Below are 21851 nucleotides of genomic sequence, written 5' to 3' on the forward strand. Positions count from 1 at the left end.
CACCCGCACGGCCGGGCCAAGATCCGCTTCGCGTAACCTGGTCACGTCGTGGACATTTCGGACGAGTCCGCCGCGTCAGATCGCTTCGACGCCCGTTTCTCCGGTCCTGACCCGGACCACGGAGTCGACGGTGCTCACCCAGACCTTGCCGTCACCGACCTTGCCGGTGCGGGTCGCGGTGACGATGCCGTCGACGACCTGCTCGACGATCGTGTCGTCCACGAGCACCTCGACGCGCGCCTTCTCCACGAAGTCCACCGCGTACTCGGCCCCGCGGTAGACCTCGGTGTGGCCCTTCTGCCTGCCGTAACCCTGCGCGTCGCTGACGGTCATGCCCAGCACGCCGAGCCTGCCCAGCTTGTCCTTCAACTCGTCCAGCTTGCTGGGCTGGACGATCGCGGTCACCAGCTTCATGCGTTGCTGCCCTCCAGCTTGCGATCGGCGTCGTCGGCGCGAACGGCCGGACGGCGGGCGGAGCGGCCGTCGCCGAAGTGGTAGGCGGATTCGGCGTGCTCGGTCTCGTCGATGCCTTCGGCCTCGTTCTCGGGCGTCGCCCGGAATCCGACCACCGCCTTGACGATCCAGGCCAGCACCAGGCTGAGCACGAACGAGTAGGCGAACACCGCCACCGCGCCCACGGCCTGACGCCACAGCTGGTCGAAGCCACCGCCGTAGAACAGCCCGTTGACCCCGGCAGGCGCCGCCTCGGAGGCGAAGAACCCGACCAGCAGGGTGCCAACGAGGCCACCGACGAGGTGCACGCCGACGACGTCGAGCGAGTCGTCGTAGCCGAGCTTGTACTTCAGGCTCAGCGCCAGCGCGCAGACCGCACCGGTGATGGCGCCGACCGCGATGGCGCCCAGCGGCGTCACCGACGAGCAGGCCGGGGTGATCGCGACCAGTCCGGCGATGATGCCCGAGGCGGCGCCGAGCGTGGTGGCGTGCCCGTCGCGCAGCCGCTCCACGAACAGCCAGCCGAGCATCGCCGCGCTGGTGGCAACGAGCGTGTTGACCAGCACCAAGGCCGCGGAGCTGTCGGCGGCGAGCGCGGAGCCGGCGTTGAAGCCGAACCATCCGAACCACAGCAGGCCGGCGCCGAGGACGACGAACGGCAGGTTGTGCGGCTTGCCGGTCTCCTTCGGCCAGCGGGCGCGCTTGCCGAGCACCAGCGCCAGCGCGAGCGCGGCGGCACCGGCGTTGATGTGCACCGCGGTGCCCCCGGCGAAGTCGACGGCGGCGAGCCGGTTGGCGATCCAGCCGCCGACGGCGGTCACGTTGCCCGCGTCGTCGGTCTCGTCGAACGCGAACACCCAGTGCGCGACCGGGAAGTACACGACGGTGGCCCACAGCGCGGCGAACAGCAGCCACGGGCCGAAGCGGGCCCGGTCGGCGATGGCGCCCGAGATGAGCGCGACCGTCAGGATCGCGAACATCGCCTGGAACCCGACGAACGCCAAGGTCGGGATGGTGCCGGAGAGCTGGTCCTCACCGAGCAGCTGACCGAGTCCGAAGAACTCGGTGGGGTCGCCCAGCAGCCCGAGGCCGCCGAGGTCCCCGCCGAAGGCGGCCGAGTACCCGAACAGCACCCACAGGACCCCGACGACCCCGATGCTGCCGAGGCTCATCATGATCATGTTGAGCACGCCGCGCGCACGCACCATGCCGCCGTAGAAGAAAGCCAGTCCTGGCGTCATGAGCAGCACCAGCGCGGCGCTGATCAGCACCCATGCGGTATCGCCTGAATTCACGTTGCCTCCCCGTGCGAACCGTGTCGAGCGCATCCTGGGAAATGTCTGTTTCAGGCGATCCGTTCGTTCGTTTCCCGGTCGTGAACTGTTCGGGTCTCCGTGTTACGGCGGCGTGCGCCGGTCACCGAGGTGTTACGCGCCGACCACGGACGGCACCGTGCGCGCCCGGCCCGCACCGGCTCCCGCCGCGGCTTCCGCGGCGCAGCACACCACCAGCAGGGCCAGCGGAAGCCCCCAGCCACCGGTGGCGCCGTGCAGCAACCCGATGGCCAGCGGCCCGAGCGCGGCGATGAGATATCCGGCGCCCTGCGCCATCCCCGACAGCGCCGCGGTGGTCTCGCTGTCCGGCGCGCGCAACCCGAACAAGGTCAGCGCGAGCCCGAACGACGCGCCCTGCGCCAAGCCCAGCAGCACCGTCGCGCCCCAGATCCCGGCCGCGCCCGGCGCGTGCAGCACGCCGACGAACCCGACCGCGGTCAGCACGGCGACGCTCATCGCGATCCACCGCTGATCCCGGAACCTCCGGCACAGCAGCGGCACCGTCAGCGATCCGACGGCCTGCACCGCGGCCTGCACCCCGAGCAGCAGTCCCGCGCTCTCCGCCGACAGGCCGCGGCTCTGCGCCATGGTGGGCAGCCAGCCGAACACGACGTAGGCCATCAGCGACTGCAACCCCATGAAGACGGTGACCTGCCAGGCCAGCGGGTCGCGCCACAGCCTCCCCGGGCTGATCGCGCGCTGGGTGGTCTTCGCCCCGCGCAGCGCGAACACGGTCAGCAGCAGCGCCAGCAGCACCGGCACCGCCAGCAGCCCCAGCGGCCACCGCCACTCCGAGCCCAGCGCCCGGCCGAGCGGGACGACGGTGCTCGCCGCGGTGGCACCGCCGAGCGTCAGGCACATCGTGTAGAGCGCGGTCACGCCCGGCACGCGGCTCGGGAAGTCCCGCTTGATCAGTCCGGGCAGCGCCACGTTGGCCACCGCGATCCCCGCGCCGACGACGATGGTGCCGCCCAGCAGCGCCTGCACCGATCCGCCCGCGCGCAGCAGGTTGCCGATCAGCAGCACCACGAGGCAGCCCACCAGCACCCGCTCGTCGCCGAAGCGCTGCCGCAACCGCGGTGCCACGAAAGCGAAAACTCCCAGGCACACCACCGGCAACGTGGTGAGCACGCCGCCGAAAGCGGTGGAGAGCCCGAGATCAGCCAAGATCCGGTCCAGCACCGGCGCCACCGCCGTCACCGGCGGTCGCAGCGCCAACGCCACCAGCACGACCAGCACCAACGTCCCGACGGCGAACCGCTCCGCCCGCTTTCCCGTCATAGCCACGCGGGGAAGTGGAACACAGCCGCCGGAGGCCGGACAGACCACCGGCCCGACCACGTCTCGGAAGTACCGGTCCGCACGGACGGCCCAGCACCGGCCGGGTCCGCTTGCGGCGGATCCGCCGGACCAGTGGTGGCCCGGCGGATCCGGAGACGTCAGACGCTCCAATACCAGGAGGTGGCGCCGTAGTCGTACTCGGCGCGGCTGTCGACGTGGGTGAAGGTGTCGTAGCGGATGATGCCGGAGAAGCCGGAGGTCTGGGCGTGTCCGATGGTGTCGCCGACGCCTTGGCCGCTGATCACGACGTCCGCGGCGATGCCGTAGGTGTGCTGGCTGTTGGGGACGCCGCCGACGCTCTCGTTGTGCGCGAGGCTGCGGAACCCGGAGTTGACGGTGATCGCGGCGTCACCGGCCTTGGTGCGAACGGCTTCGAGCTTGTACATCAATCGGCGCACGTTCTCCTGGACCGTGCTCGCATCGACGTTGCCGCTGCCGAAACCGGTGCCGTCCTTCGATTCGAACTCGGCGAAGTCGAAGTGGGCGGTGGAGCCGTCGGAGTCCTCCAACACGTTCAGCGCGTCCTGCGTCGCCGAGTCCACGACACCGCTCGCCGACAGCCCGTAGGCGCTCTGGAAGCGGGACACCGCCGCCTTCGTGCCCGGCCCGAACTGCCCGTCCACGGCCACGTTCGTCTTCGACGCACCGTCGGCCGCCCAGCCCGCCACCCGGATCTGGAGCTCCTGCACGTCCTCGCCGCTGTCGCCCTCCTGCAGCTGCCTGGTCCACGAGTAGGCCGCCGCCTCGGGCGCGGACAGCGCGAACGATCCGGCCACCACCAGCAACGCCACCGCCAGCGCGGAGCACAGCCGCAACGGCGCGGACAGCGCCGATCCGATCCGCTCTCCCATGATCTGCCCCTTCAGCACGTGCCGCGGAACCGGTCCGCGGGCTCGTCAGAACGGGCAGATCATGTCCGGAACCAACCGGACGGAACAGGTATGTCGCAAATTGCTCACCGAGCGCTCGCCGAACGGTGCCGGCGCCGCACGAGGCACCTCGGAGGCCTGCGCGGCGGAACCTCAGCCCAGCAGGGCGTCGACGAACGCGGCGGGCTCGAACGGAGCCAGGTGGTCCGGGCCCTCCCCAAGGCCGACGAGCTTCACCGGCACGCCCAGCTCGCGCTGCACCTGGAAGACGATGCCGCCCTTCGCGGTGCCGTCGAGCTTCGTCAGCACGATGCCGGTCACGTCCACCACATCGGAGAACACCCGCGCCTGCACCATGCCGTTCTGGCCGGTGGTGGCGTCGAGCACCAGCAGCACCTCGTCGACCTGGGCGCGCTTCTCCACGACGCGCTTGACCTTGCCGAGCTCGTCCATCAGCCCGGACTTGGTGTGCAGCCGGCCCGCGGTGTCCACCAGCACGGCGTCCACCCCCGCGTCGGTGGCGCGGGAGACCGACTCGAACGCGACGCTCGCCGGGTCCTGGCCCTCGTTGCCGCGCACCACCTCCGCGCCGACCCGCTCACCCCAGGTGGCGAGCTGTTCGACGGCGGCGGCGCGGAACGTGTCGGCCGCGCCGAGCAGCACCTTGTGACCGTCGGCGACCAGCACCCGCGCCAGCTTGCCGGTGGTGGTGGTCTTGCCGGTGCCGTTGACGCCGACGACCAGCAGCACCGCGGGCTTGCCGCCGTCGGCGGGGTCGCCGTGCGGCAGCGCGCGCACGGAACGCGGCGCTTCGGTGCTCAACGCGTCGATGAGCACCTCGCGCAGCAGCGCCCGCGCGTCCTCCGGGGTGCGCACGCCGCGCGAGGCGATCTCGGTGCGCAGCCGCGCGACGATCTCCGTGGTGGTGGCCGCACCCAGGTCGGCCATCAGCAGGGTGTCCTCGACCTCTTCCCAGGAGTCCTCGTCCAGGTCACCCGCGCCCAGCAGGCCCAGCAGGCCCTGGCCGAACGTGGAGCGGGAGCGGGAGAGCCTGCCGCGCAGCCGCTCCAGCCTGCCCGCGGTCGGCTCGATCTCCTCGATCTCGGTGACCGGCTCGGCCACCGCGGGCGCCGGTTCCGGAGGTGTCGTGGTGCGGTCCTGCTCGGGCACCTCGGCGGGCGGGGCGGTGGTGTCCTCGACCTCGTCGACGGCCGTCGCGGCGTCGGTCCCGGTCTTCTGGTCCTCGGCGGGTGCGGCGGTGGTGGCCGAATCCTCGGTGCTCGCGGGCTGTTCGCGGGGAGTGCCCGTCTCCGCCTCGACCTCGGCGTCGGTGGGCAGCGGCACGTCGACGATGCCGCGCTTGGCGCTGTCCCTCGGTTCCGCGGCGTCGTCACCGACTCCGGGCTGCCCCTCGGTCTCCGGTCGCTGCTCGACCGGGTGTTCCGGCGGCGCCGTCGCGGTCACGCCGCTGGAGAAGCTGAAGCCACCGCCCGCCTGGTAGCCGCCGCCCTGCACCGCCGGGCGCTCGGCCTCCTGCTCGCGCAGGCTGATGCGGCGCCTCCGGGCCAGCACGATGCCGGTGACCACGGCCAGCACCAGCACCACAGCGACGACAACGGCGATCAGGATCAGGTTCGAGGTGGACACGCGCCCCATCCTCGCACCCGCTTGGAGCAGCGGCGGAGCAACCCCAAGGTGGGCGATTCACCAACAATGGCAGAAACGCGCTTGCATCCACCAGCCCGGTGCAATACACCACTGTGCATGTCCTCTTGGCGGGTTCTCGGCCTGATCTCGGGCACGTCGATGGACGGCATCGACATCGCCGTCGCCGAGCTGAGCGCGACCGGCGGCAGAGCTGCGGAGCTGCGTCCGTGCGGCTCCACCGAGGTCGCCTACCCCGCCGAACTTCGGCGACGGCTGCTGGCCGCGCTGCCCCCGGCGCAGCTCGACGCGCGGGAGTTCTGCGTGCTCGACACCGAGGTCGGCCGCGCCTTCGCCGACGCGGCCCGCCACGGCATCGCCGAGTTCGGCGACGTCGATCTGATCGCCTCGCTCGGGCAGACGCTGTACCACTGGGTCGAGGACGGGCGGGCGCGCGGCACCACGCAGCTCGGCCAGCCCGCGTGGATCGCCGAAGCCACCGGCCTCCCGGTGATCGCGGACCTGCGCGCCCGCGACGTCGCAGCAGGCGGGCAGGGCGCACCGCTGGCCGGGGTGCTCGACGCGCTGTGGCTCGCCGACCGGCCGGGGCCGTCGATCGCGCTGAACATCGGCGGCATCGCCAACATCACCGTCGTCGGCGGTCCCGAACCCCTCGCCTACGACACCGGGCCGGGCAACGCGCTGCTGGACGCCGCGGCCACCCGGGTGACCGGTGGCGCGACCGCCAGCGACGTCGGCGGCTTGATCGCCGCCGACGGCCGGGTGCACCGGGAGCTGCTGGCGCGGCTGCTGGCCGACGACTACTACCGGGCGGCCCCGCCGAAGTCGACCGGCAAGGAGCACTTCAACGCCGACTACCTGGCGTCGGCCGTGCGCGACGTGGACATCGGCGGGCCGGACCTGCTGGCGACGCTGACGGAGCTCACCGCCGCCACCATCGCCGACGCCTGCCACCGCCACGGACCCCGCCAGGTCATCGCCTCCGGCGGCGGGGTCCACAACCCGACGCTGATGGCGGCGCTGCGCGAACGCTTGCGGGGCGGCCGGACCGCGACGGACGTCGAACTCCACGTCAGCGACGACCTCGGCCTGCCCGCGGCGGGCAAGGAAGGCTACCTGACGGCACTGCTGGGCTGGCTGACCTGGAACGGGCTCCCCGGCAACGTCCCTGGAACCACCGGCGCCGACGGCCCTCGGCTGCTCGGCGCGATCACCCCCGGAACCCGGCCGCTGCGGCTACCGGAACCGGCGAGCGAACCCGTGCACCGCCTGCGCATCACCCACCCCACGACTCCCCTGGAGGCCGAATGAGGTCCATCGATCTCATCGTGATCGGGCTGTACCTGGTCGCGATGCCGCTGCTGGGCCTGCTGCTCAGCGGTCGGCAGCGCAGCTCGCAGGAGTACTTCGTCGGCAGCCGCACCCTGCCGTGGTGGGCGGTGTGCTTCTCGGTGGTCGCCACCGAGACCTCCACGCTGACCGTGATCAGCGTGCCGACGGTGGCCTACCTCGGCACGTTCACCTACCTGCAGCTGGCCATCGGCTACCTCATCGGTCGCGTCATCGTCGCGTTCGTGCTGCTGCCCAAGTACTACGCCGGGAACCTGGTGAGCGCCTACGAATTCCTCGGGCAGCGCTTCGGGACCAGGTTGCAGGGCACCGCCTCGGTCACGTTCCTGATCACCCGGCTGCTCGCGGACGGACTGCGGCTGTTCGCCACCGCGATCCCGGTGAAGGTGATGCTGGAGGTGTTCGGGATCAGCGTCTCCTACTGGCAGATCGTGCTGGCGCTGTCGGTGCTGACCGTGGTCTACACCTACCTCGGCGGGATCAAGGCGGTCGTGTGGGTCGACGCGATCCAGATGTTCGTCTACGTGGCCGGGGCGATCCTGGCGGCGATCGTGCTCAACGGGCGGCTCTCCGGCGACTGGTTCTCCACCGCGCTGCAGGAGGGCAAGTTCCAGGTCCTCGACTTCGGTTCCTCGATCGTCACCGAGCAGTACGCGTTCTTCACCGCGGTCATCGGCGGCGCGGTGTTCGCGATGGCCTCGCACGGCGCCGACCAGCTGATGGTGCAGCGGCTGCTGTCCTGCCGGAACCTGCGCGACAGCCAGCTCGCGCTGATCGCCAGCGGTGTCGTGGTGGCGTTGCAGTTCGGGCTGTTCCTGTTCATCGGCACCCAGCTGTGGTCGTTCTACAAGGGAGCGGACCCCTCGGCGCTGGGCATGGGCAGCGATGACGAGCTGTTCCCCCGGTTCATCGTGAACGAGCTGCCGGTGGGCGTGTCCGGGCTGCTGATCGCGGGCATCCTGGCGGCGGCGATGAGCACCTTGTCCTCCTCGCTGAACTCGCTGTCCACCTCCACCGTCAGCGACCTGTACCGGCGCATCGGCAAGCACGACGTGGACGACGCGAGCGTGCTGCGGCTCGGCAAGGTCTGGACGTTGATCTGGGCGCTGGTGTTCGTGGTGTTCGCGTCGCTGTTCAGCAGCACTGACAACCCGGTGGTGGAGATCGGGCTGAGCATCGCCAGCTACACCTACGGCGCGCTGCTCGGGGCGTTCCTGCTGGGGCTGCTGGTGCGGCGCGCCCGACAGAGCGACGCGATCATCGCGTTCGTCGCGACGCTCGTGGTGGTGCTCGTGCTGGCGTTCGGGGTGACGTTCCCGGACGGCGAGGGCGGCGAGGCGTCGCTGGCGTTCCCGTGGTTCACGCCGGTCGGCGTGCTCGTCACGCTGATCGTCGGCGGCCTGCTGTCGTTGCGCCACCCCGCGCCCCCGGCGGCGGAGAAGACCGCGGAGACCGCCGAGTCCGCTTGAGCCGGTGCGGCTCGCGGACCGCGCCCTGCCTGGGCGAACGGTCCGCGAGCCGCTCCCTTGATCACGCCTGGCTGTTATTAGCCGCTGCCGCGCTCCGATGTGATCATCGAACCGTCAGGAGAGCATCATCGGCAGCGAGAAGATCAGCAGGCAGAGCACGAACCACGCCACCAAGAGACCCACGACCAGGCCGACGTTCGGCGTCGACTGCGGGACCGGGCCGATCGCGCCGGCACCGAAGGCCACCATCGGGGACCGGTAGTAGGCCTCGACCTGCTGGCCCGCGTTCACCGGGATCACCGCGGTGGCCGAGCCGAACTTCCACAGGTAGTTGACGTGCACCTCGATCTGGTGCTGTCCCGGCGGCAGGTCGATCACCGTGCGGCCCCAGACCGCGGGCGGACCCGGCTGGCCGTTGATCGTCACGCCCGGCTTGAACAACGCCAGCATGAACGCCATCGGCGTGTACGAGGAGTCCAGCACCACCCGTCCCATCCCGGCGGGCGGCGGGCCGAGCGGCTGCTGCTGCGGCATGCCGGGAGCCTGCTGCGGCGGACCGGGCTGCGGGTACCCCTGCGGCATCGGCTGGCCGGGCTGCGCGGGATGTCCGGGCTGCGGGTACGGCTGCTGCGGCATCGGACCGGATCCGGGGTACGGCTGCTGCGGCATGGGACCGGAACCGGGGTACGGCTGCTGCGGCATGGGACCGGAACCCGGGTAGGGCTGCTGCATCGGGCCCGATCCCGCGTACGGCTGCGGCATCGGACCGGAACCCGGATACGGCTGCGGCATCGGACCGGAACCCGGATACGGCTGCGGCATCGGGCCGGAACCCGGATACGGCTGCTGGGCAACGGGTTCCGGGGCCGGGTAGCTCGGCTGCGGCAGTCCCGATCCCTGGTAGGGCTGCGGCGGTGGCGCCGAGTACGGCTGCGGGAACGGGCCGGAGGCGGGGTTCTGCTGCGCACCGGCCTGCGCCCCGGACCAATCGGGAGGCGACACCGGTTGCCCGGCCTGGGGGTGCGGCTGACCCGGTTGCGGGCCGTATGGCTGAGACATGGTGGCCTCCTGAGGGGCACGAAGAACGCGACGCACACCGTAATGCCCGCGTCCGTTCCGCCCAGTCCCGCCCCGAGAGCGACCGTTCCCATCACCCGATGCGGCTGTGGACGACTCCGCCCGCTGCGGAGAACTCGCGGAATTCCGCGAGGAATCGCCAGCCCGCCCGAACACCGCACCACCACCGCGAATGACCAGCGGTTCCTCTTCCCCGTCCGCGCCGCTTCGCGGTCACGGCCGATTCACCTTCGCGAGAAAGCGCGGGGCATCCCTTCGAATGCGGGATCCCGGGGCTCATTCCCGGCTTCGCGAAAGCGCGTCGAACCGGCAGCCCGGGGTGCGGATCGTGCTGCCGGGAACCGGAGCGCGGACGGATCAGGCGCCGTCCTGGTCGGAGTCTGCGGAGAGCACGGTCGAAGCGAGGTGGCCGTCGCCGTCGGGGACGACCTTGAGCAGCATGGTGTCCTCGAAGATCGTGTCGCCGTCGTCGAAGGTGTCCCGCCCGGTGTGCGCGGCGTAGGGCTGCCGGGCGAACACCGCCGAGTTGGTCCTGATCACCCCCACCGGGCTGTCCGCCGGGAGGCTGGTCGCCGCCGCCCGGCGGCGGTCCGGGCGGGGTGCCGCCGCCACCGGAGGACTGGTCCTCGGCGCCGGAGTACGGCCCGGCCGCGTCGCAGTGCCAGATCTCCACGACGGCGTTGGGAAGCGCCGCGCACGTCTCGCTGTCCTGCACCTTCAGCGCGAGTCGCAGCCGCGCTCCCTGCCGGTCCTCGCGGATGTCGCTGCGGACCTTGTCCGCGTCGAAGTAGTACGGGCCTTGCGTGGTGTCGGGGGTGAGCGCGCAGGTGCTGGTCCCGGCGAACAGGTCCGCGGCGTCGGCGGCGGTCTGCGGCGTGACCGAGGCGCTCTCCCCGGTGGAAGTGGTGACGGTGGTGCTGCCGCCCGCCTGCGATCCGCACGCGGCGAGCAACGTGCCCGACCCGACGGAACCGACGCCGGCGAACACCGAGCGCCGGCTCACTCGCTGACCTTCGTGGTGGTCTGACATGCCGCCCTCTCCCGCAGTCTCGTTCTGGGAACGGGACCGAAGTGAGAGCCGCAACGTGCGAGGAACCTGAACGCCCGCTGCGAGATCCGCGTGCGCGGGCCGCCGATCACGCGGTGGCGGGACCGTCCGGCACGTCGTCGGACGAGGTCTCCTCGACCGGAGCGTCGGCCACCGGGACCGCGGGAGCCGGCTCCTCCTGGGCCGAGGTCGCCGCCGCGTCCGCGGGAACCTCGCCGTCGACGACCGCTTCCGGTGCGGGGCCTTCCCCGGAGGGCTTGCCCTTCGACCCGCGCAGCCGCTGCGAGATGACCGTGGTGATGCCGTCGCCGCGCATGCTCACGCCGTAGAGCGCGTCGGCGATCTCCATCGTCGGCTTCTGGTGCGTGATGATCAACAGCTGCGAGGTGCTGCGCAGCTGGTCGAGCAGGATGATCAGCCGCCGCAGGTTGGTGTCGTCGAGCGCGGCCTCCACCTCGTCGAGCACGTAGAACGGCGACGGCCGCGCCCGGAAGATCGACACGAGCATGGCGACGGCGGTCAGCGACTTCTCCCCGCCGGACAGCAGCGACAGGCGCTTGACCTTCTTGCCGGGCGGTCGCGCCTCCACCTCGATGCCGGTGGTGAGCATGTCGTCCGGGTCGGTGAGCACCAGGCGGCCGTCACCGCCGGGGAACAGGACCGAGAAGACCTTCTCGAATTCGGCGGCCACGTCGTGGAAAGCGGACTGGAAGACCTCCAGGATCTTCTCGTCGACCTCCTTCACGACGTCCAGCAGGTCGCGCCGGGTGGACTTGATGTCCTCCAGCTGCGTGGACAGGAACCGGTAGCGCTCCTCCAGCGCCGCGTACTCCTCCAGCGCCAGCGGGTTGACCTTGCCCAGCAGCGACAGGTCCTTCTCGGCGCGCTTGGCGCGGCGTTCCTGGGTGCCGCGGTCGTAGGGCACCGAGGGCGGCGTGGTGACGTCCTCGCCGCGTTCCTTCGCAGCCTCGTACTCGGCGACTTCGGCGGGGCTCGGCGGGACGGGCACGGTCGGGCCGTACTCCTCGGCGAGGTCGTCGAGGCCGATCCCGAAATCTTCGATGATCTTCGATTCGAGCTGTTCGATGCGCAGCCGCTGCTCGGCGCGCACCACTTCGTCCCGGTGCACCGCGTCGGTGAGCTTCTCCAGCTCGCCGCTGAGTTCCCGCACCCGCGCGCGCACGGCGCCGAGCGCCTGCTCGTGCTCGCTCTGCAGCGCCTGGGCGGTGTCGCGTTCCTCGGTGGCCGCGCGCAGCGAGGTCGCGATCCGCTCCAGGGCGGTCTCGGCGCCGTCGATCACGGCTTTCGCGACGCGCGCGCCGCGTTCCCTGGCCTGGCGGGCCGCTTCCGCGCGGGCGCGGGCCTCGCGTTCCTGGCGGGCGGCGCGGCGCAGCTGGTCGGCGCGGCCCTGCACGGCTCGGGCGCGTTCCTCGGCGGTGCGCTGGCCGAGGCGGGCGTCCATCTCCTCCTGGCGCAGCGTGCCGAGTTCGCCGCCGAGCCGGTCGCGCAGCTCGGTGTCCGGTTCGGCCTGCTCCTCTTGCTCGGTCTTGACGGCGGCGAGCCGCTCCTCCAGTTCCGCCAGCGAGGACAGCGCCTGCTCGCGGGACTGCTCGACCTTCGCGCGCTGCTGGCGCACCCGCTCCACTTCGGCGGTCGCCGACTGGGCGGCTTTGCGCAGGCTGGAGACTCGTTCGGAGCTGCGGGCCGCGGCGACCTTGGCCTCGTTGATCTGCTCCTGCACGACGCGGACCTCGTCGCGGCGGGCCTGTTCCTCGGCGCGGGCTCCTTCGAGCGCGGCGGAGTGCTGTTCCAGGCGGCGTCCGGCGGCTGCGTGCTCCTGCTCGGCTTCGGCGACCGCGGCCTGCACCTCGATGACGCTCTGGCCGTCGTCGGAGCCCCCGGTCGCCCAGTTCCCGCCGAGCACGTCGCCGTCGCGCGTCACGGCCCGCACCTCGGGGTGCGCGCGCACGACCGCGCGGGCGGCGGGGAGGTCGTCGACGACCGCCATCCGGTCCAGCGCGGTGGTCACCGCGGCCCGCAGCCCGTCCGGCGCGCGCACCAGGTCGGCAGCCCAGCGCGCCCCGTCCGGCAGCGACGGCCAGCTCGACCGGTCCGCTTGCGCGGTGCCGCCGACCAGCACCCCGGCTTTGCCCGCCGCGTCGGTCTTGAGCAGTTCCAGCGCGCTGACCGCGTCGTCGACACCGGTGACCGCCACCGCGTCGGCGACGGCACCGAGCGCCGCGGCCAGCGCGGCCTCCGCCCCGGCGTCCACGGTCAGCAGCGCGGCGACCGATCCGAGCAGCCCCGGCACCTTGTCGCCCGCGGCCAGCAGCGCACCGGCGCCGTCCTTGCGGTTGAGGCCCATGGACAGCGCTTCGACGCGAGCCTGCCAGGACGCGATCTCGCGTTCCGCGGTCCGCTCGGCCTTGACCAGCTCCTCGACTCGGGAGCGGGCGGCGTCCCTGGCCGCGGCGGCGTTGGCCTGGCGGTCGTGCAGGCCGGCGTCGTCGGATTCCTGCCCGCCGCTTTCCGCTTCGGCGTCGGCGAACGCGGATTCGGCGACCTCGGCGCGCTCCTGCGATTCGGCCAGCGACGCCGACAGCCGCTCCAGCTCGTCGGACGTGGCGCCCGCCTTGCTGCGCATCGACTCGACCTGGCCGGACAGCCGTGCGACGCCCTCGCGCCGGTCGGCGATGGCGCGGACCGCGGCCATGTGCTCGCGTTCGGCCTCTTTGAGCTGCGACTCCAGCTCAGAACGCCGCCGCACCACGTCGCCGAGGGTCTCGCGGGCGCGTTCGACCTCTTCGCGCAGCTCGATCTCCTGCTCGGCGGCCTCTTCCGCTTCGGCGTCGAGCTGCTCGGGGTCGCGCCCGCTGCGCTGCTCGATGTTCTGCGCGGTGAGGTGCTTGTGCCGCTCGGCGGCGAGTCGCAGCGTGCCGTGCAGCCGTTCTTCCAACGCGGACAGGCGGTACCAGGTGTCCTGCGCGCGGTTGAGGCGCGGCGCGTCGGCGGCGACCTTCTCCTCCAGCCCCTTCTCCTCGGACTGGGCGAACTGCAGGCCGCGCTCGACCTCGGCGCGCTTGGTCTTGGCCTCTTCCTGGTCGGCCTGGTCGCGGGCCAGTTCGGCGCGGGAGGACAGCAGGTCGTCGGCGATCAGCCGCAGCCGCGCGTCCCGCAGGTCGGCCTGCACCGTCTGCGCCTTGCGCGCGATCTCGGCCTGCTTGCCGAGCGGCTTGAGCTGGCGGCGCAGTTCGCCGGTGAGGTCGGTCAACCGGGTCAGGTTGGCCTGCATCGCGTCGAGCTTGCGCAGCGCCTTTTCCTTGCGCTTGCGGTGCTTGAGCACGCCCGCGGCCTCTTCGACGAGCCTGCGGTGCTCGTCGGGTTTGGCCTGCAGGATCGACGCGAGCTGGCCCTGGCCGACGATGACGTGCATCTCGCGGCCGATGCCGGAGTCCGACAGCAGTTCCTGCACGTCCATCAGGCGGCAGCCGTTGCCGTTGATCTCGTACTCGCTGGCGCCGTCGCGGTACATCCGGCGGGTGATCGAGACTTCGGTGTACTCGATGGGCAGCGCGCCGTCGGCGTTGTCGATGGTGAGCGTGACCTCGGCGCGGCCCAGCGGGGCGCGGCCGGAGGTGCCGGCGAAGATGACGTCCTCCATCTTGCCGCCGCGCAGGTCCTTGGCCCCCTGCTCACCCATCACCCAGCGCAGCGCGTCGAGCACGTTGGACTTGCCGGAGCCGTTGGGCCCGACCACGCAGGTGATGCCGGGTTCGAAGCGCAGCGTGGTGGCCGAGGCGAAGGATTTGAACCCTTTGAGCGTCAGGCTCTTCAAGTGCACGGCTGCGATCGACCTTTCCGCGAGTGCTGCCTGCGTGCGGCGTTCGGCAGAGCGTACCCGCCGCGATGTTCACCACCTCGCAGAACCGCGCCGGGATCGTTCCCGCGGGCCCGCTCAGCGCTCGACGAAACCCGTGCGGTCGCCTTTGGGGGCCGACCACTGCTCGGCGACGTGATCGACCTGGCCGGGGGTGTCGGTGGAGCGAAGCGCGGCGAGGAGCCGTTCGCAGGCGGCGCGGGGACCTTCGGCGACGACTTCGACGCGGCGGGCGGGCAGGTTCGTGGCGCTGCCGACCAGGCCGAGTTCCAAAGCGCGCGCCCGGGTCCACCAGCGGAAACCGACGCCCTGCACTTGCCCGTGCACCCAGGCGGTCAGGCGGGTCTGCTCGGTGTTCGCGGAGTCGGCCGGGTTCGCGGAGTCGGCGGGGCCGGTGTCGTCGGTGTCGCTCACACCTCGCATGATGCCCGCCGACGGGCCCGCGTTCGCGACGCACCCCGCACGCTCCGCGACCGCACATCACTCGAAGGTGTCTGAACCGGAGGCTTTCCCGGGGAATCACCAGCGCACGCAGTGGATCACCGCCGCGGAGCGCGGCACCCGGGCCGAACGGGCCTTGCCAGAGCGGCTACCGTGTCGCGAGATCCACGCGCTACGTCCGGAACGTCGACTTCGGTCCGAACCGGGCGCCGCCGGTATCAGCGGAACGGGTTCGCCGGCCCGTTCCGTCGGGACTGAACGAGTGGGACACGATGGACCCTTTAGCACCTGAACCTGCTGCGGAGTCCGGGGATTCGCCCGGAACGCGGCCACGCCGACTGGCCCTATGGGCGACCACCGGAGTGGTCGTGGCGACGGGATTCGCCGCTTCGGCGGCGGTCATCGTCGGTGACCAGCAGCGCCACGACTCGGCCGAGGAGTACCCCGCGGTCTCGCCGAGCGCGACCACGCTGATGACGACGACGGGCTATCCGGGGGTGCCGCGGCCGGTCGGGCCGCCGCAGCTGCTGCCGCCTCCCCCGCCGCCGGGCACGACATCACCGGTGGACATCGCCTCGACCGAACCGGACGAGACCAGCGACTCCGTCGTGCTCCCGCCGCCGGGCGACGATTCGTCGGCACCGGCACCGCCGCGTCCGACCGGGCCGCCGGACACCGGAACTCCCGCTCCGCCGCCACCTCCGCCGCCACCGCCGACGACGGAGCCGCCGACGAGCCCGCCGACCACGAGCCCGCCGGAGCCCACCACCCCGCCGGACACGACGTCACCGCCTCCGACGGAGACGACGTCGGGCGGTTCCGGCTCGCCGTCCGCCTCGCGCACGGACGAGTCGGCGCCGCCGCAGCGCTCCAGCGCGGAGTCCACCACCGCGTCGGCGACGTCGGCCCCCTCGTCGGAGGCGTCCGAGCCGCCGAGTTCGTCCGGAACGCGCTGATCGTCACGGTCCGCATCCGTTCGGACCGCGACGATGCACCGATCGCCCACTGCAGGTGATCAAACGGCGCATTCCCGCATCCGGCGGCGGAAGTCACCCGCGGCGCCGTGCTAATACAAGTCCCATGTCCCCGAGCACGCCGTACCCGAGGAGCCCGTTGCGCCGCCTGCCGAGTTCGGCGGTGCGCACGCACGATCTGACCTTGAGGCACGAACGATGAGCGAATCAGAGGTGAGCCCCGCGGGCGGTGGCAAGCGGGGCCGCAAGCAGTCGCGGCCCGACCCGGCCGACGGCCCGGTCGCCGCGTTCGCCTATCGGCTGTGCGAGCTCAAGGAATCCGCGGGCGATCCGTCCTACGACCGGATGCGCGGCGACTTCGGCGCCGCCGCCTCGAAGTCGGCGCTGTCCTCGGCCGCGCGCGGCCAGGACCTGCCGTCGTGGGAGACGTCCTGGGAGTTCGTGCGGAGCCTGGCGGTGGGGGTGCTCGCCCAGGACCTCGAGACGGTCCGCCGGGAGTGGTTGCGGCGGTGGGAGCACGCCCGAGCGGCGGCCGAGCAGCCGCCCGCCCCCGCCCCGGAGGAGACCCCGGAGCAGCCCGAGGTGACGGTTCCCCCGGTGCGGCCGAGCGAGGAGCCCGATCCGGAGTCCGGCCCGGCCGGCGCGCGCCGCCGGGGCTGGATCCTGGCGGGCACCGGTCTCGCCGTCGTGCTGGTGGCGGTCGCGCTGAGCGCGTACCTGCTGTCCGGCCCGGAACGACCGATCCCCGGCGACGCGTCGCTGATGGTCCGCGAGACGGTGGTGGACGGCACCCCGATCCCCACCGGGACGAGCTTCGTGAAGTCCTGGGACATCATGAACGTGGGCCGCGTCCCGTGGACCGGCCGCTACCTGGAGCAGACCGGCGAGCGGATCGGCGACGCCGAATGCACCGCACCGCAACGCGTGTGGATTCGCGACACCCCGCCGGGCGAACGGGTTCGAGTCACCGTTCCGGTGCTGGCGGGGGACAAGACCGGACAATGCAAGATCGCGTGGAAGATGGTGGACGAGAACGGTGATCTGTTCTTCCCGGATCAGGCGTTGCGGCCCGTTTTCTTCGACATCGCGGTGACTCCGGCGTCGAACTGATCGCGCAGTTCGGAGGGGGTGCCTTCGTTCACCTGTCGCGAACGAAGGCACCCGCCGTCCCTCTTCCCCAGGGGTTGATCTCCACGCCGACCCCCAGATCGGCATCGACTTCCCCTTCCCCGTGGTTCGAGTGATCGCCGCAGACATGCCAGGCGGACCTGACCCCCAGTGCGGCGATCGCTCCGGCACCTGCTGAGCGGCCCCCCAGTAGACCGCCCGCCGCTGCCGTGACGACTACGTTTCCAGGACTCGGCGGGCCCGCCAAGCGATCATTGGCTGGACCCGCCGATTTCAATGTCCACGCAGGTCAGCGAATTGACCAGGAGTCAAAGCAGGCCTCAAGCCGGGTCGCCGCGCACCAGCAGGTCGGCATGCGCGCGGGTGGGCGCGACGACCTCCGCGTTGCGCTCGTCGCTGCGCAGCACCCACCGCCTCGCCTCGTCCCGCGAACGGCCGTACCGCTCGTGCCGCGCGATGAGCCGGGACAGGCGTTCGTCGTCGTCCGGCGCGAGGAACCACGATTCGTCGAGCAGTTCCCGGACCTGGTTCCACGGCGGCACGTCGAGCAGCAGATAATTGCCTTCGGTGATCACCAGCGGCGTTTCCGGGTCGATCGCGATGGAGCCGGAATAGGATTCTTCGACTTCGCGGTGGAATTCGGGCGCGTACACCGTCTCCGAATCTTGTTCCCGGAGGCGCCGCAGCAGCGCCACGTATCCGGCCGCGTCGAAGGTGTCCGGCGCCCCTTTCCGGTCCCGGCGGCCGAGCCGCCGCAATTCGGCTTCGGCGAGGTGGAATCCGTCCATCGGCACCAGCACGGCCGCCGAGCCCAGTTCGGCGAGCAGCGCGTCGGCGACGGTGCCCTTGCCCGCGCCGGGCGCTCCGGTGATGCCGAGGATGCGCCGCGACCCGCCCTCGGCGAGGGCGCGGGCGCGGCGGACGAGTTCGTCGATGCTCACGCGCTCTTCCCCCCGCGCAGGGACGCTTCGATGTCCTCCAGGCTGCGGCCCTTCGTCTCCGGCAGCTTCCGGTACAGGTAGCTGAGGCCGATGGCCCCGAGCACGCCGTAGATCCAGAACAGCCCGGTCGCGGTGAACGCGTTGATCAGGGTGAGCACCGAGATGGAGATGAGGAAGTCCAGGCCCCAGTGCGTGACGGTGCCGACGCTGGAGGCCTTGCCGCGCACCGCTGTCGGGAACACCTCGCTGTTGATCAGCCAGATGGCGAGGCCGAGGCTCGCCGCGAACGCCGCTTCGTAGAGCATCAGTCCCACCGTGAGCAGCGTTCCGAGCCCTTGCACGCTGGGCAGCAGGTACAGCGCACCGAGCCCGAACAGCACGATGATCACGACGCTCGTCCCGCCGATGAGCAGCGGTCGCCTGCCCACCCGGTCGATGAGCAGCAGGGCGATCGCGGTGAACACCATGTTCGTGGCGCCGATGCCCACCGAGGACAGGATCGCCGCGGAGTCGCCGAGCCCGGCCTGCTTGAGGATGGTGGGCGCGTAGTAGATGACGGCGTTGACGCCGACGAGCTGGTTGGTGGCGGCGACGGCGACGCCGAGCAGCACGGCCGGGCGCAGCCGGGGCCGGAACAGGTCGCGGTAGGAGAACTTGCTCTCCTCGCGCATCGACTCGGTGATCTCGGCGAGCTCCGCTTCGGCCTCGTCCGGGGTGCGGGTGCGCAGCAGCGCGGTGCGGGCCTGCTCGGTGCGACCGCGCGCGAGCAGCCAGCGGGGGCTCTCGTTGAGGCCGAACAGCCCGGCGAGCATCAGCAGCGACGGCACGGCGGCGAGCCCGAGCATCCACCGCCAGCCCCCGCTTTCGGCGAAGGCGTAGCCGACCAGGTAGGACACGAAGATCCCGATGGTGATCATGAGCTGGTTCATGGACACCAGCCGGCCGCGCAGCGCGGGGGGCGCGATCTCGGCGATGTAGGTGGGCACGACCAGCGAGCTCGCCCCGATGGCGACGCCGAGCACGACGCGGGCCGCGATCAGCACGGTCACGTTCATCGCCAGCGCCGAGAGCAGCGCGCCGACGGTGAACACCAGCGACACCAGCAGCAGGGTCCGCTTGCGCCCGAGCCCGTCGACGACCCGTCCGCCGCCGACGGCTCCGGCGATGGCGCCGAGCAGCAGCGAGGCCACGACGAATTGCTGCATCCCGTCGTCCAGCCCGAACGCGGGCGCGATGTAGAGCAGGGCGGCGGAGATGACTCCGGTGTCGTAGCCGAACAGCAGCCCGCCGAGCGCGGCGATGGTGGAGGCGCCGACGACGGCGCCGCGCCCTCGACGTGGGGTGGGTGGTGCGGAGCTCATGGGCTGTGCGTCCTCCTCGACGTTTCCCGTGCGGAACGGCGTTCCGGCGTTCGGCCGACGAGACGCTAGAGGACCGCCGCCGCCGTGACCAGCATTGCCACGGAATCGATGCGGAGCAACCGATTGCCCGCCCGAAACGCCCGGATGATCACCTCGAGATGACGAAGCCATGCCACGGGAAACGAAGCCACGCCCACCCCGCGACCAAAGACCACGCAGTCACGCGGCGAAGTCCGCGAAGGGCAAGCGAAGCAAAGCCTGCCTGGCGGCCGAAGGCCGTGCCTGTATTCGCGCAGCGAATAGCCCACCTACGCAGGCCGCTCACCGGCGGGTTCTCAGTTGGTCTCTCGCGAGGACAGCTTTTTCCCTCGTGGCGGAGCCACTCGGGAAAAAGATCCCGCAGCGAGAGACCAACTGAGGTTCCGCTACCCGGACACCCAAGCAGAACGAGATCAGTCTTCGACAGTCTCGGTGATGAGTTCGCGAAGGTATTCGGCGAGCCGCCGGTTGTCGCAGGGCGCGACGGTGCTCCACTGCCGCCCGTCGCCGCTGGCGCGCACGGAGTGCAGGTAGCGCCCGTCCGGCGTGTCGTGGAAGCCGACGACGCGGTCGGAGCGCAGCGGTTTCGCCGAGCGGGTCGGGGTGTGCTCGACGCCGAACTGCCCGCGCATGCCCATGCCTTCGGCCATCCGGGACAGCATCTCCGCGTCGTCCGGTTCCACGCCGAGCCCGCGGAGTTCGTCGGCGAACGCGCGCATGTCCTGCCCGGCGCGCGCGCCGGCGTCCATCAGCACGTCGTGCGGCACGCTCACCGGACGTCCCCCGCCGGCCGGGCCGTCGCCGGCGACGGAGACGACGGCCTCGGCCAGCGAACTACCCCGCACCGGCGCGAGTTCGACGACATCACCGTCCACGATGGTCACGAGCCCGGCGTTGCCGTTGGCGGACCCGAGCGCCCGGATGGAGCGGTCCGGCGCCCATATCCGCAGGTCGACGGCGAGCTGCGGCCGGTCCAGCAGCACCAGCAGGTCGGCGAAGTCCTCGTCGAGCCGGTCCTCGGCGGGCTCGGCGAGCGCACGCGCCCGCAGCTGCGGCCACACCTGCGCGACGATGTCGGCCCGCTCGGTGTGCGTGGCGCCCGGGCTGGGCACGGTGAGCACGATGTGCCTGCGCTCGGTGAGCCCTTCCGATTCGCACGCCACGTCGAACTCCACCGCCGACAGCACGATGGGTTCGGCGTCTGCTCCAGGACGCACCGTCAGCCCTTCTTCGGTTCGTCGTCGTCACCGGGCTCGCGGTCCGCGCCGAACACCGGCGGGGCCACGAGGCGGTTGTCGTCGAACGGCGTTTCCTCTTCGTAGTACTTGTTCTCGTGCTCGCTGTCCTCGCCGGAACCGCCCTGACCTCGGGTGGCGGCGGGGCCCATCGCGGAGCCGGGAGCGGGTTTGCTGGTGGCGGAACCGCTCGCGGTGCGCCCGGCCGTGGTGTCGCCCGGACCGCCGCCGACCCCGGAGGAGCCGCCGCGCAACGTCCCGGCCTTGCCCTTGTCGGCACCCGCGGAGCCGCCGCGCACGCTGCTTTCGGGCGTTCCGGCCTTGCCGCCGAGCATCTTGCTCGCGGCGACCGCGCCGAGCCCCGCGACCGCGGCGCCGCCCGCGCCGATGCCGATGACGCCGCCGAGCCCGATCCCGCCTTGCTTCGGGTCGTCGTGCGGGTTTGAGTCCGCGTCGCCGCCGGTCCCGCGCCCGGGCTCGTCCTTGCTGCCGCTGCGCCCGCCGCCGACCGAGCCGTCGCCACTCCCACCGGGAGCACCGGCGCGACCACCACTGGAACGGCCACCGCCCGCGCCGATCCCGCCGACACCACCGGCGAATCCGCCCGCGCCACCGGCACCGCCACCGGGCGAGGCGAACGCCCCGATCCCGGACCCCGCGCCCCCGCCGGGCGCCGCAGCGGCAGCGGTGACGGCGGCGGGCTGCATCTCCGGCATGGGCTGGAAGCTCTCGGCCTGCGCGACCGTGGTGTCCCGGTACGAGTTGAGGGCCTGCTGCGCGACCTGCTTGCGGCCGTCGATCTTCTTGGCCTCTTCGTCGTAGTCGCTGGTGTAGCCGAAGACGCCCGCGCCCTTCTCGAAGATGTTCTCGGACTCGGCGTTCTGCATCTCGCTCTGGTTCGGCAGCGTGTTCTTCGCCGACTCGAACCCGCGCCCTTGCGCTTCCACGCTGGTCGCCGAGGTCGCCAGCGGATCCTGCGACTGCTGCATCACCGCCGACTGCTTGGCGGTGGCCTCCTGCGCGATGGCCCCGGCGTTGCCGGTCCACTCGATCTGCAGCTTGCCGAGCTCGGTGCGGAGGGTGTCGTCGAGCTCCGTGACGATCTGCGCGCACTGCTGCAGCGCGGTCGCGGCCTGGTCCATCGACTCCGTGCCGCGCCCCTCCTTGATCTTGCCGATCCAGTTCAGCAGCTCCGGGATGTCGAAGCCCTGGAACCGGAGGTTCCGGATCGGATTCAAATCCTCCACGC

18 protein-coding genes are annotated in these 21851 nt (G+C 71.6%); 4 read left to right on the plus strand and 14 right to left on the minus strand.

Features of this window, described 5'->3' with window-relative positions:
- Positions 1 to 75: 75 nt before the first annotated feature.
- The 5 genes from OOZ19_RS25475 to ftsY form a co-directional block, all read right to left on the minus strand.
- Positions 76 to 414, minus strand: a complete 339-nt coding sequence (locus OOZ19_RS25475; RefSeq protein ID WP_266092688.1) for a P-II family nitrogen regulator — start codon at positions 412 to 414, stop codon at positions 76 to 78.
- Entirely contained in the window at positions 411 to 1748 is a 1338-nt protein-coding gene (locus OOZ19_RS25480; RefSeq protein WP_266092689.1) for an ammonium transporter, read from the minus strand. Before OOZ19_RS25480 ends, OOZ19_RS25475 begins: the two co-directional genes overlap by 4 nt.
- A gap of 132 nt (positions 1749 to 1880) precedes the next feature.
- The gene (locus OOZ19_RS25485) at positions 1881 to 3068 is read right to left on the minus strand and encodes a CynX/NimT family MFS transporter (RefSeq protein ID WP_266092750.1); all 1188 of its coding nucleotides are present in this window, start codon (positions 3066 to 3068) and stop codon (positions 1881 to 1883) included.
- 158 nt (positions 3069 to 3226) lie between these two features.
- Complete coding sequence (locus OOZ19_RS25490) at positions 3227 to 3979, minus strand: D-Ala-D-Ala carboxypeptidase family metallohydrolase (protein ID WP_266092690.1); 753 nt, start codon at positions 3977 to 3979, stop codon at positions 3227 to 3229.
- Positions 3980 to 4150: 171 nt separating this feature from the next.
- A complete protein-coding gene (gene ftsY / locus OOZ19_RS25495) occupies positions 4151 to 5644 on the minus strand; it encodes a signal recognition particle-docking protein FtsY (RefSeq protein ID WP_416309506.1) in 1494 nt (497 codons plus the stop codon).
- Positions 5645 to 5761: 117 nt separating this feature from the next.
- Here ftsY and OOZ19_RS25500 point away from each other — a divergent pair, with 117 nt between their 5' ends.
- On the plus strand, positions 5762 to 6973 hold the full coding sequence (locus OOZ19_RS25500; RefSeq protein ID WP_266092692.1) for an anhydro-N-acetylmuramic acid kinase: 1212 nt from the start codon (positions 5762 to 5764) through the stop codon (positions 6971 to 6973).
- Positions 6970 to 8481: a sodium:solute symporter gene (locus OOZ19_RS25505; RefSeq protein WP_266092693.1), complete on the plus strand. Its 1512-nt coding sequence runs from the start codon at positions 6970 to 6972 to the stop codon at positions 8479 to 8481. Before OOZ19_RS25500 ends, OOZ19_RS25505 begins: the two co-directional genes overlap by 4 nt.
- 114 nt (positions 8482 to 8595) lie before the next feature.
- Here OOZ19_RS25505 and OOZ19_RS25510 read toward each other — a convergent pair whose 3' ends face one another.
- Positions 8596 to 9540, minus strand: a complete 945-nt coding sequence (locus tag OOZ19_RS25510; RefSeq protein ID WP_266092694.1) for a hypothetical protein — start codon at positions 9538 to 9540, stop codon at positions 8596 to 8598.
- Positions 9541 to 9915: 375 nt separating this feature from the next.
- Positions 9916 to 10170, minus strand: a complete 255-nt coding sequence (locus OOZ19_RS25515) for a hypothetical protein (protein WP_266092695.1) — start codon at positions 10168 to 10170, stop codon at positions 9916 to 9918.
- 203 nt (positions 10171 to 10373) lie between these two features.
- Between OOZ19_RS25515 and OOZ19_RS25520 the strand changes: the two genes are divergently transcribed.
- Positions 10374 to 10568, plus strand: coding sequence for a hypothetical protein (locus tag OOZ19_RS25520; protein ID WP_266092696.1), 195 nt, complete (start codon positions 10374 to 10376; stop codon positions 10566 to 10568).
- Between the two features lie 126 nt (positions 10569 to 10694).
- Here OOZ19_RS25520 and smc read toward each other — a convergent pair whose 3' ends face one another.
- From smc to OOZ19_RS25535, 3 genes are all read right to left on the minus strand, one after another.
- A complete protein-coding gene (smc, locus tag OOZ19_RS25525; RefSeq protein WP_266092697.1) occupies positions 10695 to 14447 on the minus strand; it encodes a chromosome segregation protein SMC in 3753 nt (1250 codons plus the stop codon).
- Between the two features lie 114 nt (positions 14448 to 14561).
- A complete protein-coding gene (locus OOZ19_RS25530) occupies positions 14562 to 14897 on the minus strand; it encodes an acylphosphatase (protein ID WP_266092698.1) in 336 nt (111 codons plus the stop codon).
- Positions 14898 to 15411: 514 nt separating this feature from the next.
- Positions 15412 to 15930 carry a hypothetical protein gene (locus OOZ19_RS25535; protein WP_266092699.1) on the minus strand — a complete coding sequence of 173 codons (519 nt, stop codon included), beginning with the start codon at positions 15928 to 15930 and terminating at the stop codon, positions 15412 to 15414.
- Positions 15931 to 16096: 166 nt separating this feature from the next.
- Between OOZ19_RS25535 and OOZ19_RS25540 the strand changes: the two genes are divergently transcribed.
- The gene (locus OOZ19_RS25540; protein ID WP_266092700.1) at positions 16097 to 17008 is read left to right on the plus strand and encodes an NBR1-Ig-like domain-containing protein; all 912 of its coding nucleotides are present in this window, start codon (positions 16097 to 16099) and stop codon (positions 17006 to 17008) included.
- A 338-nt stretch (positions 17009 to 17346) separates the two neighbouring features.
- Here the strand turns inward: OOZ19_RS25540 and OOZ19_RS25545 are convergent, their stop codons facing one another.
- From OOZ19_RS25545 to OOZ19_RS25560, 4 genes are all read right to left on the minus strand, one after another.
- Entirely contained in the window at positions 17347 to 17967 is a 621-nt protein-coding gene (locus tag OOZ19_RS25545; RefSeq protein WP_266092701.1) for a nucleoside/nucleotide kinase family protein, read from the minus strand.
- Positions 17964 to 19499, minus strand: coding sequence for a sugar porter family MFS transporter (locus OOZ19_RS25550; protein ID WP_266092702.1), 1536 nt, complete (start codon positions 19497 to 19499; stop codon positions 17964 to 17966). Before OOZ19_RS25550 ends, OOZ19_RS25545 begins: the two co-directional genes overlap by 4 nt.
- Positions 19500 to 19780: 281 nt before the next feature.
- A complete protein-coding gene (locus tag OOZ19_RS25555) occupies positions 19781 to 20584 on the minus strand; it encodes an ESX secretion-associated protein EspG (protein WP_266092703.1) in 804 nt (267 codons plus the stop codon).
- A gap of 2 nt (positions 20585 to 20586) precedes the next feature.
- Positions 20587 to 21849, minus strand: coding sequence for a WXG100 family type VII secretion target (locus OOZ19_RS25560; protein WP_266092704.1), 1263 nt, complete (start codon positions 21847 to 21849; stop codon positions 20587 to 20589).
- Positions 21850 to 21851: the final 2 nt, after the last annotated feature.

This window comes from Saccharopolyspora sp. NFXS83, from assembly GCF_026241095.1.
In the GTDB taxonomy this organism is placed as follows: Bacteria; Actinomycetota; Actinomycetes; order Mycobacteriales; family Pseudonocardiaceae; genus Saccharopolyspora_C.

Excerpts from the sequence above, each read along its gene's own strand:
- OOZ19_RS25475 (WP_266092688.1), bottom strand. The coding sequence starts at position 414 with ATGAAGCTGGTGACCGCGATCGTCCAGCCCAGCAAGCTGGACGAGTTG.
- OOZ19_RS25485 (WP_266092750.1), bottom strand. The coding sequence starts at position 3,068 with ATGACGGGAAAGCGGGCGGAGCGGTTCGCCGTCGGGACGTTGGTGCTG.
- OOZ19_RS25490 (WP_266092690.1), bottom strand. The coding sequence starts at position 3,979 with ATGGGAGAGCGGATCGGATCGGCGCTGTCCGCGCCGTTGCGGCTGTGC.
- OOZ19_RS25500 (WP_266092692.1), top strand. The coding sequence starts at position 5,762 with ATGTCCTCTTGGCGGGTTCTCGGCCTGATCTCGGGCACGTCGATGGAC.
- OOZ19_RS25505 (WP_266092693.1), top strand. The coding sequence starts at position 6,970 with ATGAGGTCCATCGATCTCATCGTGATCGGGCTGTACCTGGTCGCGATG.
- OOZ19_RS25510 (WP_266092694.1), bottom strand. The coding sequence starts at position 9,540 with ATGTCTCAGCCATACGGCCCGCAACCGGGTCAGCCGCACCCCCAGGCC.
- OOZ19_RS25540 (WP_266092700.1), top strand. The coding sequence starts at position 16,097 with ATGAGCGAATCAGAGGTGAGCCCCGCGGGCGGTGGCAAGCGGGGCCGC.
- OOZ19_RS25550 (WP_266092702.1), bottom strand. The coding sequence starts at position 19,499 with ATGGCTTCGTCATCTCGAGGTGATCATCCGGGCGTTTCGGGCGGGCAA.